11 protein-coding genes are annotated in these 14,809 nt (G+C 69.3%); 5 read left to right on the forward strand and 6 right to left on the reverse strand.

Annotated features, from left to right (window positions below; genetic code table 11):
* Positions 1 to 31 precede the first annotated feature (31 nt).
* From CMC5_RS48805 to CMC5_RS37425, 4 genes are all read right to left on the reverse strand, one after another.
* Positions 32 to 2,515 (reverse strand): endonuclease MutS2, encoded by a 2,484-nt coding sequence (locus tag CMC5_RS48805; RefSeq protein WP_050434876.1) that lies wholly within the window; start codon positions 2,513 to 2,515, stop codon positions 32 to 34.
* Complete coding sequence (locus CMC5_RS37415) at positions 2,515 to 4,431, reverse strand: sigma 54-interacting transcriptional regulator (RefSeq protein ID WP_050434877.1); 1,917 nt, start codon at positions 4,429 to 4,431, stop codon at positions 2,515 to 2,517. The genes CMC5_RS48805 and CMC5_RS37415 overlap by 1 nt, the downstream gene beginning before the upstream one ends.
* A gap of 255 nt (positions 4,432 to 4,686) precedes the next feature.
* Positions 4,687 to 5,796 carry a hypothetical protein gene (locus tag CMC5_RS37420; RefSeq protein WP_050434878.1) on the reverse strand — a complete coding sequence of 370 codons (1,110 nt, stop codon included), beginning with the start codon at positions 5,794 to 5,796 and terminating at the stop codon, positions 4,687 to 4,689.
* Positions 5,797 to 5,929: 133 nt separating this feature from the next.
* A complete protein-coding gene (locus CMC5_RS37425; protein WP_050434879.1) occupies positions 5,930 to 6,928 on the reverse strand; it encodes an NAD(P)H-dependent glycerol-3-phosphate dehydrogenase in 999 nt (332 codons plus the stop codon).
* A 49-nt stretch (positions 6,929 to 6,977) separates the two neighbouring features.
* Between CMC5_RS37425 and CMC5_RS37430 the strand changes: the two genes are divergently transcribed.
* From CMC5_RS37430 to CMC5_RS37445, 4 genes are all read left to right on the forward strand, one after another.
* Complete coding sequence (locus CMC5_RS37430; RefSeq protein ID WP_156339146.1) at positions 6,978 to 8,045, forward strand: hypothetical protein; 1,068 nt, start codon at positions 6,978 to 6,980, stop codon at positions 8,043 to 8,045.
* Between the two features lie 79 nt (positions 8,046 to 8,124).
* The gene (lepB, locus tag CMC5_RS37435; protein ID WP_050434881.1) at positions 8,125 to 9,624 is read left to right on the forward strand and encodes a signal peptidase I; all 1,500 of its coding nucleotides are present in this window, start codon (positions 8,125 to 8,127) and stop codon (positions 9,622 to 9,624) included.
* Positions 9,625 to 9,732: 108 nt separating this feature from the next.
* Positions 9,733 to 10,347 (forward strand): hypothetical protein, encoded by a 615-nt coding sequence (locus CMC5_RS37440; RefSeq protein WP_050434882.1) that lies wholly within the window; start codon positions 9,733 to 9,735, stop codon positions 10,345 to 10,347.
* A 176-nt stretch (positions 10,348 to 10,523) separates the two neighbouring features.
* A complete protein-coding gene (locus CMC5_RS37445) occupies positions 10,524 to 11,693 on the forward strand; it encodes a zinc-binding dehydrogenase (protein WP_050434883.1) in 1,170 nt (389 codons plus the stop codon).
* 57 nt (positions 11,694 to 11,750) lie between these two features.
* Here CMC5_RS37445 and CMC5_RS47110 read toward each other — a convergent pair whose 3' ends face one another.
* Both CMC5_RS47110 and kbl read right to left on the reverse strand, forming a co-directional pair.
* Positions 11,751 to 12,158 (reverse strand): hypothetical protein, encoded by a 408-nt coding sequence (locus CMC5_RS47110; protein WP_050434884.1) that lies wholly within the window; start codon positions 12,156 to 12,158, stop codon positions 11,751 to 11,753.
* Positions 12,159 to 12,380: 222 nt separating this feature from the next.
* Positions 12,381 to 13,571 (reverse strand): glycine C-acetyltransferase, encoded by a 1,191-nt coding sequence (gene kbl / locus CMC5_RS37455; protein WP_050434885.1) that lies wholly within the window; start codon positions 13,569 to 13,571, stop codon positions 12,381 to 12,383.
* 130 nt (positions 13,572 to 13,701) lie between these two features.
* Here kbl and CMC5_RS37460 point away from each other — a divergent pair, with 130 nt between their 5' ends.
* Positions 13,702 to 14,802: an NHL repeat-containing protein gene (locus CMC5_RS37460; RefSeq protein WP_245678084.1), complete on the forward strand. Its 1,101-nt coding sequence runs from the start codon at positions 13,702 to 13,704 to the stop codon at positions 14,800 to 14,802.
* Positions 14,803 to 14,809: the final 7 nt, after the last annotated feature.

Below are 14,809 nucleotides of genomic sequence, written 5' to 3' on the forward strand. Positions count from 1 at the left end.
GCGCCAACGCCCCCCGCCAGTCTGCCTCACCTCACCACTTCAGCCACGCCACCGTCACCCCGCCCCCGCCCTCGCTCTGCCCACCGGCCCGCGACCGCACCACGTAGCGGTGCCCTCGCAGCGCCTCCTGCACCGCCTCGCGCAGCGCCCCCGTCCCGTGACCGTGAATGAAGAACACCACCCCCAGCCCTGCCCCCAGCGCGCGGTCGATGAACTGCTCCGCCATCGCCACGGCCTCGTGCGCCCGCAGCCCGCGCAGATCCACCGTGTTCTGTGACGTCTGCACCGGCACGTCCGGGTCCGCTGCCGCATCCAGCGACACCTTCCGCGTCGTCGGTACCGGCGGCGCCGCAGCAGCCGCAGCCTGGATCTCCCCGACGGACGTCGTCAGCTTCAGCGGCCCCGCCGCCACCCGTAGCTGCCCCCCGGCCAGCACCTCCACCACCTCCGCCTCCGCACGCAACCGCGGCACGTACACCTTCGACCCCACCTTGATCGACGCCGCGTTCACCGCGCCGCGCGGCTCGCTCACCTCCAGCGCCCGCGTCTCCAGCGCTCCCCCGATCGCCACCTTCTGCCCGATCGCGTCCAGCGCCTTCGACGCCGCCCGCAGATCGTCCTCGTTCGCCCGCCCCCGGAGCCGCGCCTGCGCCGCCCGCAGCTCCTCCCGCGCCTTGCGCAGCCCGGCCATCAGCGCCTCCCCCTCTTTACTGATGACCGCCTTCTCCTTCTCGCGCAGCCGCTTGATCTCGCTCTGCAGCTCCCGCTGCCGCGCCCGCGCCGCCTCCGCTTCTCGCTCTGCATCAGCCCGCGCCAGCTCCAGCGCCCGCCGCTCTGCCGCCAGCTTCTCCACCATCTGCTCGAAATCGAGCGCCTCCCGCGACAGGAACCGCTCCGCCCGCTCCAGCACCGTCGCCGGCACCCCGTAACGCCGCGCCACGGCCAGCGCGCTCGACGCTCCGGGGATGCCCGTCGTCAACTGAAACGTCGGGTTCATCGCGCTCATGTCGAACCCCACCGACGCGTTCTCGAAGCGCCCGTCTCCCAGCGCCAGCGCCTTCAGCCCCTCGTAGTGCGTCGTGCACGCCGTCGTCCCACCACGCGCGCACAGGGAGTCCAGTACCGCTGCCGCCAGCGCCTCCCCCTCCCGCGGATCGGTTCCTACCGCCAGCTCGTCCAGCAGCACCAGCGCCCCTGGCCTCGTCTCCCCCAGGATCTCCGCCAGGTTCCGCACGTGTGCGCTGAACGTCGACAGGTTCTTGTGAAGGCTCTGCTCGTCCCCCACGTCAGTCAGCACCACCTCGAACAACCCCACCCGCGACCCTGACTTCGCCGGCACCGGCAGCCCAGCGCGCACCATCAGCGCCGCGAGCCCCAGCGTCTTCAGCGCCACCGTCTTCCCGCCCGCATTGGGCCCCGAGATCACCATCGCCCGACCCGCGTCCACCGCCAGATCGCTCGGCACCACCTGCACCCCGTCCAGGGCCAGCAGCGGGTGGCGCGCCCCCAGCAGCTCGATCGACGGCCGCCGCTCCTGCCGACTCTCTTCACCTTCCTCCGCGCGTGGCGCCCCTGGACCCACCCCAGCGAACGCGTCCGCCGGGATCTCCGGAAACGTGAGCGACAGATCCTTCGAGAACCGCGCCGACGCCCCCCGCAAATCCGCGTGGCTCAGCGCCCTCGCTGCCGCCGCCACGCTCTCGATCACCTCCCCGACCCGCGCCGTCAGCTCCGCGTAGATCGCCTGCTCTTCCCGCGTCACGTCCGCGTCGAGCATCTTCAGCCGGTTTCCCTGGTCCACCACCGTCCGCGGCTCGATGAACAGCGTCGCCCCGCTCGCGCTCGTCGCATGCATGATGCCCGGAAACCGCTCGTGCGCGTCCGAGCGCACGGGCAGCACGTAGCGCCCGTCCCGCTCCGTCCAGTAGCGGTCCTGCAGGATGTCCTCGTGCTTGTTGATCAGCTCCTCCAGCCGACGGATCAGCCGCTCTCGCTGCGACCTCCACTCCGCTCGCAGCTCCCCCAACCGCGCCGACGCCCGGTCCGACAGCGACCCGTCCAGATCGAAGGCCCCCGCCAGATCACCCGCCAGATCGTCCAGCCCAGGATCCAGCGCGCACGCCTTGTTCAGCGCTGGCGCGTGCTGCCGCCGCCCGTGCAGGTACTGACGCAGCGTCCTCGCCACGCCCAGCACCGCGAGGACGTCACGCAGCTCCTGGTTCGACAGCACCGCCCCGATCCGCGCCCGGTCCAGCGCCGCGTCGATCTCGGGCACATCCCGCGACGGGAGCGGCTCACCGCGCGCATCCAGCTCGACGGCTTCCCGCACCTCGGCGAGCGCCGTCAACGCATCGTCGCGCCGCTCCGCGAACGGGAGCTCTCGCGCTGCGCGGCGCCCGCCCGGGGACGCGCACCGCACCGCGATCGCCTCGAGGATGCGATCCCACTCCAGATCGGAGCGGGTCTTGGGGGGACAGGGAGAAGAGAGAAGATCAGAGGTGGTGAGGTCGGTCATCAGGCTTCGGAAGGATCCCGCGCGACGCCTCCAGCGCCGCTCGGCATCGGGTTCTGCTCTCGTTCGAGGTAACGGAAGATGGTGCGAGGATCGACGCCCAGATCGCGCGCCGTCTGGGTCCGGTTGCCGTTGTTGCGCTCCAGCACTTCGAGCACGTAGCGGCGTTGAAACTCTTCCTTCGCCTTCTCCAGGGGAAGGATCGGCGTCTCCGCGTCCGGCCCGAGATCGAGATCCTCCGGGCCCAGGAGTGGCCGGTCGCAGAGGACCAGCGCCTTCTTGATCCTGTTCTCTAGCTGCCGGATGTTCCCGGGCCAGGTGTATTTCTTGATCGCCGCCAGCGCCGCCGGGCTGTACCCGCGCACCGGGCTCTGCAGCTCGTCGGCGTACTTCGACAAGAGCGCCTTCGCGATGATCAACACGTCGTCCCCGCGGTCGCGCAGCGGCGGCATCCACAGGTTCACCACGTTCAGCCGGTAGTAGAGATCCTCGCGGAAGTTGTTCGCCTTGATCTCGTCCTCCAGCGTCCGGTTCGTGGCCGCGACCACCCGGATGTCCACCTTCTCCGGCTTCGAGTCACCGACCCGGAACACCACCCGCTCTTGCAGCGCCCGCAGGAGCTTCACCTGTAGGTTCAGCGGCAGCTCCCCGATCTCGTCGAGGAACAGCGTCCCCTTGTCTGCGAGCTGGAACTTCCCTGGCCGGCTGGCGATCGCGCCCGTGAACGCCCCCTTCACGTGACCGAACAGCTCGCTCTCGATCAGGTTCTCGGGGATGGCGCCGCAGTTGATCGTGATGAACGGCCCGTTCGCGCGGTTGCTTCGTCGGTGTACCTCGCGCGCGATCAGCTCCTTGCCCGTCCCCGTCTCGCCGGTGATGAGCACGCTGATGTCGGTCGCCGCCACCTTCTGCAGCTTCCGGAACACCTCCAGCATCGACGGGCACGCCCCGATGATCTCCCCGAAGCGCTTGTCCTTCAGCTCCGCGGTCAGCTTCTCCTTGTCGGCCCGCAGCGCGTTCACCAGGATCGCGTTCTGCAGGATCAAGGACGACTGCGACGCGAAGATCGCCAGCAGATCCAGCTGCGTCCTGTCGAACAGGTGCTTGATCTTGTCGTTGCCCACGTAGAGCGCCCCGATGAGCTGACCCTGCGCCACGAGCGGCACGCACATCACGCTGGAGAGCTTCATCGCGATGACGCTCTCGCTGCGCCCGAACTGTGTGTCGGCGAGCGCGTCGGACACGATCACCGGCCGGTTCGACTCCAGCACCTGCTGCACGATGCTGTCGGAGATCCCGCCTGCCGCGTTGGTGATCGCCTCCTTGCGCACGTTACGCGAGGCGCGCACCACCAGCTTGCGGTCCCCGCCCGAACTGTGCACCACCGGGTTCGACGCGTCCGCCGCCGCCTCGGCGCCCTCGATCAAGAGCAGGAACCCCTTGTCGGCGTGGGTCACCTCGATCACGTCGTCCAGCATCGCCTCGAGCAGCTCGTCGACGCTGCTCCGGTTGCTCAACTTCTCGCTGAACGCGAACAGCTTGCGCACCCCGGCCAGCTCGGGCGACGCCGAGGTCGGCGCGCTCGCCGCCGGCTCCTCGTCGACGCTGCGCCGCGCCGCCGACGGCGCATCCGAGAACATCGAGAACCCGATCTCCGCACCGCCGAGCTGCACCCGATCGCCGTGCACCAGCCGCGCGCGCCTTTTCTTCTTGCCGTTGATCGCGATCTCCCCCTCGCGCTCGCACTCCTCGATCACGAAGTCACGGCCATCGAAAACGATCTGCGCGTGATGCTCCCGCACGCCGGCGCCAGAGAGCGCGAGATCGTTTCCGAGCGCCTTGCCGAGGGTGGTGACCGGCTTGTGCACGCTGTACAGGCGCGGCGTCCCCGCGGTCGAGAAGCACTTCAGGGTCGGCATTGCGGGAGAGCATAGCAGGGGCGCGGCGCGCGATGCCTCCTCACGCGGCGACACGACACCGCTGCGCCCCTTTCGGCGTGGCAGAAGACTCGGGCGCAGCCCGGTCGAGGCCACGGACGTAGCCTCGGCGGGAGCCCGAAAGCCAGGGACGCTGCGGCCCCGCCGTGAGCGCACCACTGGCGCTCGCTCCAGCGCTGTCCCCCGCTCACCCTCCCGTCGGCCAGGCCGACCACGGATGTGCCGACGGTGAGCGCGCTACCAGAGCTCACCCATGAGCTGCGCCCCCATACCGCCAGGGACACTGAGCGGCCCGGCGCCGAGGACCTTCAAGAACGGACGCTCCGGCACGAGCTCCTCGTCGTTCCGCACCAGCGCGCCCGCGCGATCCGGTCGCCCGATGAACGCGCCGGCCCCGAGACCGAGCAAGCTGGCGACGCCCTGGAAGATGAGACCCGTCCGCGGATCCGAGTCGCTCCCCGCATACGCGATGTACACCGGCAGCGACGCCACCGCGCCGATCGCCGCCCCACCCCACATCCAGCCGATCTGGTTCCACGACGGCGTCCACGCCAGCGACACGCCCACCGCGCCGGCCACCGCCACGTTGAGCCCGATGAGCCCACCCAGCGCGACCGAGTCGTTCGCCTGCCCCCAGTCCCCTCGGCTCGCGCCACCACCGAACATCCCGCCGATCGCGCTACCCCAGACTGCGCTCGACGCGAGCAGCATGTTCGTCTTCGGGTTCGGCCGGAGCAGGTGGTAGAACGCGAACCCGGCCACACCGCCCACCGTGCCGCCGATGAACTCCGAGGTCGCCAGCCCCAGGAACGGCCACTCGTTCTTCTTGTCGGCGCTCATCCACTGGTACGACGCGACCCCCAGCCCCTCCGCCGCGCCGATCAGCATGCCCGTCGCGATCGCCGACGGCAGCCCCTCCGGCATCCGCGGCCGGTCGGCGATGAACACCAGGACCGGCGCCGCCACACCAAGGATGCCGGGCGCGATCAGCGCCAGACCAGGGTTCTCGATCCCGAACAGCGCGTCCACCCAGATCCCCGTCCCCACGCCGTAGGCCGTCGCCGTCGCGTAGAGATAGCCAATCTCCAGCCCCGTCGAGCGCGGGCGCCCCGTGGACACTGGCTGCTGCGGATAGCCGTAACCCCCGCCGTAAGGCTGCTGCGGGTAACCGTAGCCACCGCCACCATAAGGCTGCTGCTGGGGATAGCCACCGTACGGCTGCTGCTGGGGATAGCCGCCGTAGGGCTGCTGGGGATAGCCGCCGTAGGGCTGCTGCGCGTCAGCGGTACCGAGGAAGGTGGAGACCACGAGCGCAGCCGCCAGGCCGGCGAGAGAGCGGAGTCGCATGCTCCCACCACTCTACACGCTTCGCCGCGGCGCCTGCCACGCCGCTCACCGCCCCGACCGACGCGATCTTGCTCTCCACCCCTGCTCCACGACGCCTGCACTGCCGGCGACGCGGCCGCCGCGGCGCCAGCGCTCACTCCCGGGTCAGCGCCCGGTTCATCAGATCGACCACCGCCTGACGGGGTGACTTGCCCTCGTACAGCGCCCGGTAGACCTCGCTGGTGATCGGCATCTCCACGTTCAGCTTCCGGCCGAGATCGTAGGCGCTCTTCGCCGTCTTCACCCCCTCCGCCACGTGACCCAGCGACGCCAGCACGTCCTCCAGCGTCCGCCCCTTGCCCATCTCGAAGCCCACCGTCCGGTTCCTGGACAGCTCCCCCGTGCAAGTCAGCACCAGATCCCCCATCCCCGACAGCCCGGCCACCGTGAGCGGGTTCGCCCCCTTCGTGATCGCCAGCCGCGCGATCTCCGCGAGCCCCCGCGTGATGAGCCCTGCCCGCGCGTTGTGCCCGAACCCCAGCCCGTCGGCTGCCCCTGCCGCGATGGCCACCACATTCTTGAGCGCGCCACCCATCTCCACGCCCACCACGTCGTGCGACGAGTAAACCCGGAACCGCTCCGTGGCGAACATCTGCTGCACCGCGTGCGTCTCGGGCTCGCTCGCCCCGGCGACCACCACTGCCGTCGGCTGCCCCACCGCCACTTCTTTCGCGAAGCTCGGACCCGACAGGTACGAGAGCCGCGAGACGATGTCCGTCCCCAGCTCGTCCACGAGCACCTCACTCATCAGCATCAGCGACTCGTTCTCGATCCCCTTCGTCGCGCTGCACAGCAGCGCCCCCGGGGGAAGGTACGGCCGCGCCTTCTTCACCACCTCACGCAGCGCGTGCGACGGCACCACGATCAGCACCAGCTCCGCCCCGCGCAGCGTCCCCTCCAGATCCGCCGTCGCGTGCAGCGTCCCCGGCAGCTCGATCCCTGGCAGGTAGCGCGCGTTCACCCGATCCCGCTGGATGTTCTCGGCCACCTCCGGCTGGTGCGCCCACACCCGGGTCACGTTCCCCTTGTCCGCGAGCACCTTGGCCAGCGCCGTGCCCCACGCGCCCGCTCCCAGGACTGCAACATCACCCATGAGCCGACCCTACCACCCCTCTCCGTGACCTTCGACTATGCTCCGCACCATGAACGCCTCGCGCGCCGCTCGCGCGCTCCTTCTCCTCTTCTTTCTCCTCGGGCTCCCGGCGGCGTCCTGTGGCCAGAGTGCGCTCGGCCTCATGCCCGGCGTCGTCAACAACACCGGCAACCTCTCGCTGCGCCGCGCCGTCCTCGCCTGGGCCCAGCAGCAGATCTGTTCCGAGGTCCAGAAAAGCAGCGTCCCGCTGCGCCTCCACCCCGAGGACGACCCCGCCATGGGGCGGTTCTTCCCGAACTCGTGTCAGACCCAGCAGCTCCAGAACGGCAACCTGCAGGTCACGCTCGGCGGCTACGGCTACGCCTGGACGAACCTCACTCGCCGCCTGGGCTTCGAAGCCAGCGCCACCGTCGAGTACGAGCAGGACTTCCTGATGGATGGCGGCGCCATGTACGTCTACTTCCGCCAGCGCTCGACCACCGCCACCACCTTCAATACGCGCCTCATCGAGAAGCCCGCCACCCTCGCCGTCGGCGGCTTCTCCCTCTCTCCGGGCAGCGCCATGGCCAACAGCTTTGGCGCCCAGCTCCTCAGCTCCGAGATCGCCCGCGGCTTCACGGTCGTCCGCGAAAGCGACAGCACCGTGAGCTTCGGCCTCGGCCTCATCGAGAAGGGCGTGCGCCCACCCACCCCGTACGAGCGCGGCGACAGCAAGAGGCGCATCCTCGCCAACGAGAGCAGTGAGATCCACCAGGAGCAGCGCGACTACGTGGGCCCCCTCGAGGTCACGGGCAACGGCCAGGCGCTCGGCATCACCGTCCACGTCGATGGCGCGGCGAGCGTCGACGTACTCATCGTCCCCCGCGGGCCGGCCGATCCCTGGCTCCAGGGCTACACCACCCAGGCCGCGACCACGCCGCCCCCGACGCCACCGCTCCTCGCCGAATCGGTTCCGGCGGGCGCGATCTGGCGCCGCACCGTCGCGCTGCCGCGCGGCTACTACTACCTGGTCCTGGACAACACCAGCACCGCAGGTCCCACTGCACCCAGTGGCCACGCGCACGACGACCGAGCCGCCCTGGTCAGGTACGCCGTGCAGCTCGGGGACGCCCCCTGACGCGCCGGCCGGACGACGCGGCGCGACGCGACGCGCGGGCGCTTGCCGCGGCAGGTTGTGACGTATACATAAACCCCCCTTGACGCCGCGATCCGAAGATCAATCCAGGACCCCGTCGCTCGGCGCGGCTACCTCGTCCACGGAGCCCCGCCCTGGCAAAGAGCTCGACGACGGCGAAGAACGAAGCGCCAGCGTCCCAGCCAGCAGCCCCGGCGGCGGCGCGCCACCCGGAGGCACCGCCGGCGGCCTGCTCCGCTTTCTTTTCTACGCCGTGTGGATCGTCGCCGTACCGCTGATCCTCGCCGTGGCGAACGTCTGGCTTCTCACGCCGTCGTCGTCCGGCGGAGGCCAGCCCCTCCGCGACTTCGTCGCCGAGCAGCAGATCCCGGTCGGCATCGTCCTCTTCACCCTCTTCGCCATGGTCCTCTGGCGCTTCCGCCACGACCTCCCGCTCGCCTCGGCGCTCGGCGTCGGCGGCCGCCGCGACATCCCCCCCAAGGCGCGCGCCCGCTTCGAAGACGCCGGCGCCCTCCTCGAAGAAGCGCAGCGCATCGTCCGCACCCGCAGACGCGACATCGAGCGCGAGCTGACCGAGGGCGAGCGAGAGCAGCTCGACCAGGCGCTCAAGAACCTCGACCGCGCGATGACCTCCGACCGCTTCGACCTCGGCACCTTCGACGCCGCGCACAGCCGCGCCGACAAGGTCGTCGGCGAGTACCTCGGCAGGTGGCGCAAGGGCGAGATGCGCGAGTATGCCGAGTCCATCGGCATCGCCGTCGCCGTCGCCCTCATCCTCCGCGCCTTCGTCGTCGAGGCCTTCAAGATCCCGAGCGGCTCGATGATCCCGACCCTGATGGTCGGCGATCACATCTTCGTCAACAAGTTCACCTACGGCCCGCTCATCCCCTGGACCGATCACCGCCTGCTCTCGCGCCTGCCGCCCTCCCGCGGCGACGTGATGGTCTTCAAGTTCCCCGAGAACAAGGAGCAGGACTTCATCAAGCGGACGATCGCCATCCCTGGCGACACCCTCGAGGCCATCAACGGCCGTCCCATCCTCAACGGCTGGCTCGTCCCCCACTGCCACGTCGGCCCCTACCGCTACGAGGGTCGCCAGGCCGAGCTGTACGTCGAGTACCTCGACGAGAAGTCGTACTTCACCCTCTACGACGACAACCCCGACGAGCAGACCTGCAAGGTCGAGAGCGACTGCAACGCCGGCCTCGTCTGCCGCAAAGGCCTCTGCGGCGTGCTTCAAGGCCCGTTCAAGGTGGGCCCCACCGAGGCGTGGGTGATGGGCGACAACCGCAACAACAGCCACGACTCCAGGAGCTGGCGCGCTGGTCTCGGCGCTGGCGTCCCCTTCGAGAACATGAAGGGCCGCGCCATGTTCGTGTGGATGAGCTTCGAGCCTGGCGGCGGCATCGCCCAGGACCGCCTCGCCGTGAACGTCATGGGCCGCCCCAAGCTGCCCGGAAACCTGAGTGACCGCGATGCCGCCAAGCTCCAGAGCACCCTCGATCAGTGCCTCCGCGAGCGCCCCTCCATCGCCGATACCACGCCCCCCGCCCGCCGCTGACCCCAGCCCTGGAAAGCCTGGTCTTCTCCCCCTGGACGTAGGGACTCTGCCGCCGATGCTGCAGGGGCCGCCGGTCTCGTGTACCGTGCGCCTTCGAGGAGACCACGCATGACGAGCAAGACGCTGCTTAGCCTGGCCGTTGGGGGCGCCCTGTGCTTCGGCGCGGGCTGCAAGGGTGAGACCGCGACCACCGACGACCTCCCCAAGCCGGTCGAGACCGCGCCCGAGACCCCCACGGCCGAAGCCGCGCCCGCCACGGACGACGAGATCGCCAAGTACCCCAACCAGGTGCCTCAGAGCGGCACCCGGAAGACCCTGCAGGCGTTCAAGATCTTCCAGGCCGCCGATCCCGCCTCGAAGCTTCTCACCACGCTCGGGCCAGGCACCCTCATCAACCTCAAGGCGAGTTCCGGCAACTGGATGCTCGTCGACTGGCCCTGCGGCGTCTCCAAGCTCTGCCCGGGATGGACCGAGCTGAGCGTCACCGACAGCCGCGTGTCGACCGTCACGTCGACCCTCACCGACGCCGGCACGGGTGACGCGGGCACGACCCCCACCGACGCAGGCACGACCCCCACCGACGCAGGCACGACCGATCCCGCGGATGCAGGCACGACGAGCCCCACCGACGCAGGCGCAGCCGACCCCGCTGACGCAGGCACCACCGGCGACGCAGGGCGTCGTAGACCCATCAAGCTCAACATTCCCGATCTCAAGAAGTGACGGTCGGGGCATAGCCCTCCGACCACGTCCCTTCACCTCCCGAGGGCTTCGCGCGACGCCACCTTGTCGCGCTGCCCTCGGCAGTGCTACCGCATCACCACTTCCCATCGCCACCCGCCTGCGCGCCTCTGGCGTGCCAAGGTGCGCGCTGCCATCCGAAGCAGGAGCCTGGTTCCATGAGCGATTCGATGTGGGCGCTGACCTACGACCGCCAAAAAGATCCATGGGAGAGCACCGTCGGCTTCCGCCGAGAAGAGGTAGCTCGACCCGCCATCGACGAAACCAAGGACTACCACGACCGCTCCAGCGTCCTGATCAAGCCCATCATGACGGGCTTCTGCGGCTCCGACCGCGGCATCTGGTTCCGCACCGCCTTCCGCGACATGATCCACAAGTCGCTCGACCGCGATCACGAGAACGTCCGCGTGATCGGCCACGAGCTGCTCGGCCGCGTCGTCGAAGTGGGCAAGGACGCCCGCCGCACCCACGGCTTCGAGGTCGGTGATCTCGTCTCCACCGAGAGCCACATCCCCTGCGGCGCTTGCTACCAGTGTCGCGTCGGCGACACCCACGTCTGCGCCGACGACAAGATCATCGGCATCAGCGAGAACGGCTGCTTCGCCGACCTGGTGAAGCTCCCCGCGAAGAACCTCTGGCGCACCGACGTCACCAAGATCCGCCCCGAGGTCGCGGCCGTGCAGGAGCCCTTCGGCAACGCCGTCCACGCCTGCACCAAGGTGAACCTGCGCGGCAAGCGCGTCGCCATCGTCGGTTGCGGCACGATCGGCCTGTTCGCCGTCGCGATCGCGCGCGCGATGGGCGCCATTCACATCATCGGCGTCGAGCCCTCCGAGCGGAACGCCGAGATGGCGCGCCGCCTCGGCGCCGACGTCGTGCTGCGCCCCCACCCCACCAGCGCCGAGCGCCCCCACGCCCACGACCCGGAGCTGACCGATCGGATCCGCAAGTACACCGACGGCGTCGGCGTCGACGTCGCGCTGGAGATGAGCGGCGTGAACAGCGGCGTCAACAACGCCATCGGCGCCGTCCGCCGCGGCGGCGACGTGATCCTCTTCGGCCTGAAGAGCGGCGACGCCATCATCGAGAACCTCGATCGCCTCATCGTCGACGGCATCAGCCTCCACAGCGTCGTCGGCCGCCGCATCTTCGAGACGTGGCACATCACCCGCCACCTGCTCGAGTCCCGCGACCCGAACATCCACGACCTCATCTGGGAGGTCATCCTGAACCGCGGCGAGGGCACCATCGTCAACTTCGCGGAGTTCGACCCGAAGTCGTTCCAGTCGACCATGGAGCGCTACCCCAAGGTCGTCATCCGCTACTGACCCTCCCCTCCCCTCTCGTCCTCCTCCTCTTTTTTCCAGAACCCACCCGCCACCGCATCACCTGACGCGGTGCCCATCGTCACGCTTGCCCATCGTCACGCTTGCCCATCTCGCGCCTCCGCCCACGGAGTTCCGCCCGAGCGACAACCAGCGCCTCGTTCGATCCCCGAGGTCGCGGAGCAGGCTCCGCCAGCGAAAATCACGTTTCCACATGTCGAAACCGTCATCGCTCCGGTTCGGACGACGTTTCCACATGTCGAAACCGTCATCGCTCCGGTTCGGACGACATTTCCACATGTCGAAACCGTCATCGCGCCGGTTCGGACGACATTTCCACATGTCGAAACCGTCATCGCTCCGGTTCGGGCGACGTTTCCACATGTCGAAACCGTCATCGCTCCGGTTCGGACGACGTTTCCACATGTCGAAACCGTCATCGCTCCGGTTCGGACGACGTTTCCACATGTCGGAGCGTCGTTTTTCGTGTCGATACACAATCCCCGCCCCTCGGGAGGACACTGCGTGACCCACGAACCGCCAAGGCAGTGCGATTGGAGACGCGGCGGAACCAATCCAGCGTCGTGCCAGGTCGATTGGAGACAAACAGGAACCAATCCCCAGCACTGCTGGGGTCAGGCCCGGCGAGGAGGACAGGTGCCGGCGGGAGGTCAGGCGCCGATGGAGGGATCAGGAGATGACGCCGAGCTTCTTGCCGACGCGGGTGAACGCCTCGATGGCGCGGTCGACGTGGGCGGGCTCGTGGGCCGCCGAGAGCTGCACGCGGATGCGGGCCTCGCCGCGTGGCACGACCGGGAAGGAGAAGCCGATCACGTAGATGCCCTCGGCGAGCAGCGCCTTCGCCATGTCGCCAGCGAGGCGCGCGTCGCCCAGCATCACGGGGACGATCGGGTGGTGGCCCGGCTTGATGGTGAACCCCGCCTGGGACATGCCCTCGCGGAAGCGCCGCGCGTTCTCCATGACGCGCTCGCGCAGCGCGCTCTCCTTCTCGAGCAGCTCGAAGACGGCGATCGAGGCGCCGACGATGGCGGGCGCCACGGTGTTCGAGAACAGGTAGGGCCGCGAGCGCTGGCGCAGAAGCTCGACGATCTCCTTGCGGCCGGTGGTGAAGCCGCCGCTACCGCCACCGAGTGCCTTGCCCAGCGTGGAGGTGAACACGTCGACCCGGTGCAGCACGCCGAGCGCTTCGGCCGTGCCGCGGCCCGTGGGCCCGATGAAGCCCGTGGCGTGGGAGTCGTCGACCATCACCATGGCGTTGTACTTCTCGGCGAGATCGCAGATGACGTCGAGCTTGGCCAGGTAGCCGTCCATCGAGAACACGCCGTCGGTGGCGATGAGGCGCAGGCGCTTCTGCTGGGTCTTCTTCAGCGCCTCCTCGAGGGCCTCCATGTCGCCGTTCGGGTAGCGGTGCCGCTCGGCTTTGCAGAGGCGGACGCCGTCGATGATCGAGGCGTGGTTCAGGGCGTCGGAGATGATCGCGTCCTCCTCGCCGAGCAGGGTCTCGAAGAGGCCGCCGTTCGCGTCGAAGCAGGACGAGTAGAGGATGGTGTCCTCGGTGCCGAAGAAGCGGGCGATGGTGCCTTCGAGCTGCTTGTGCAGGTCCTGCGTGCCGCAGATGAACCGCACGCTCGACAGGCCGAAGCCGTGGGTGTCGATGGCTTGCTTCGCTGCCGCGAGGACCGCCGGGTGCGAGGAGAGGCCGAGGTAGTTGTTGGCGCAGAAGTTGAGCACGTCCTGGCCATCGGTCGTTCGGATCACCGCGCCCTGAGGGGTGGCGATGATGCGCTCCTCCTTGTGGAGCCCTGCGGACCGGATGTCTTCGAGGACCTGCGCGTACACCGGACGAGCCGTATCGAACATGGGGGCCTTATACGGCCGGTCGCGCCGAGGGTCGACGGCGGAACGGTGACGTCTCCCCTAGGCAAGCAGGGGTGGACCGTGGCACGTAGTACGGTGCGCGCGGGGGCGGTCTGGGGAAGGAGACACGGGGATGGCGGACGCGAAGGAACGCGGGTGGCACCGCATCGCCCTGGTGGGTGTGCTCGTGGCAGGTGGCGCGTTGCAGCCAGGGTGCAGTTGCTCGGACGAGAGCAAGCCGAGCACGACCTCGACCACCAGCACCACCACGACCACCAGCACCGGAGGCCTGGGGGGCGCGGGCGGGGTTGGTGGCGTGGGCGGCAGCGGGGCCGCGGGCGGGGGCGGTAGCGGCGGTGCGGGAGGCGACGAAGGGCTCTACGAAGTGACCGAGGTGGCCTCGGCACGCGCCTTCGACGTCACGCCGTCTCCTTCGGGCGATCGGTTGTACTTCACAGGCCTCGACGCGACGGGGAACGCGGGGGTCTTCGCGGTCCCGTCGGCGGGTGGGTCCGTGTCCACCATCGCGGTGGGCTCGGGTCTCGTCGCGCCCTTCGGGATCGCGGTTCGTGGAGATGGGCAGCGCCTCTATGTCGCGGATCCAGGGGCGGCCGTCGACGCGGCCAACGACGCGGGTCGGCTCTTCGAGATCACGACGGCGGGTAGCGTGAGCATCCTCCAAGGGGGCGACGGCACGCGGCCGCGTAACCTGGAGGTGCACGTGAGCGCCCAGGGCGAGGAGCGGCTGGTGTTCACGGGGGTCGATCCCGCCGATGGGCAGGTGGCGGTCTTCGCGCTGCCGCTCGGGGGTGGTGCGCGCACGGTGCTGTACAAGGGGGCGCCACTCGTCGATCCGAGCGGGGTGGCGATCACGGAGAGCGGCGTGATCCACGTCTGCGATACCCGAGGAAGCCACGATCAGAGCGCAGCCGTCTTCACCATCGAGGAGGGTCTGGCCACCGAGCTGGTCTCCGGCCTGCGCGTGGGTGTGCCTTGCGGGGTCGCGTTGTCGCGGGATGGTGAGCGTTTGCTCGTCTCGGCGCGCGATCCGCAGGCAGGTACGGATGCCGTGCAGGTCATCCCGCTCGCAGGCGGTGACCCGGAGACGTTGACCACGCTGATCGGCGCGCACCACGAGCCCGCAGGGCTGCACCGCGCAAGGAATGCGGAGGTGTTCGGCTTCGTCGACAGCACCGCCGGGGGAACGGGCCGCGTGTTCGTGTTCAAGGAGTGAGGGCGAT

Source organism: Chondromyces crocatus (assembly GCF_001189295.1).
Taxonomy (GTDB): domain Bacteria; phylum Myxococcota_A; class Polyangia; order Polyangiales; family Polyangiaceae; genus Chondromyces; species Chondromyces crocatus.

Excerpts from the sequence above, each read along its gene's own strand:
- CMC5_RS48805 (WP_050434876.1), bottom strand. The coding sequence starts at position 2,515 with ATGACCGACCTCACCACCTCTGATCTTCTCTCTTCTCCCTGTCCCCCC.
- CMC5_RS37445 (WP_050434883.1), top strand. The coding sequence starts at position 10,524 with ATGAGCGATTCGATGTGGGCGCTGACCTACGACCGCCAAAAAGATCCA.
- CMC5_RS37430 (WP_156339146.1), top strand. The coding sequence starts at position 6,978 with ATGAACGCCTCGCGCGCCGCTCGCGCGCTCCTTCTCCTCTTCTTTCTC.
- kbl (WP_050434885.1), bottom strand. The coding sequence starts at position 13,571 with ATGTTCGATACGGCTCGTCCGGTGTACGCGCAGGTCCTCGAAGACATC.
- CMC5_RS37425 (WP_050434879.1), bottom strand. The coding sequence starts at position 6,928 with ATGGGTGATGTTGCAGTCCTGGGAGCGGGCGCGTGGGGCACGGCGCTG.
- CMC5_RS37460 (WP_245678084.1), top strand. The coding sequence starts at position 13,702 with ATGGCGGACGCGAAGGAACGCGGGTGGCACCGCATCGCCCTGGTGGGT.
- CMC5_RS37440 (WP_050434882.1), top strand. The coding sequence starts at position 9,733 with ATGACGAGCAAGACGCTGCTTAGCCTGGCCGTTGGGGGCGCCCTGTGC.
- CMC5_RS37415 (WP_050434877.1), bottom strand. The coding sequence starts at position 4,431 with ATGCCGACCCTGAAGTGCTTCTCGACCGCGGGGACGCCGCGCCTGTAC.
- CMC5_RS37420 (WP_050434878.1), bottom strand. The coding sequence starts at position 5,796 with ATGCGACTCCGCTCTCTCGCCGGCCTGGCGGCTGCGCTCGTGGTCTCC.
- CMC5_RS47110 (WP_050434884.1), bottom strand. The coding sequence starts at position 12,158 with ATGTGGAAACGTCGTCCGAACCGGAGCGATGACGGTTTCGACATGTGG.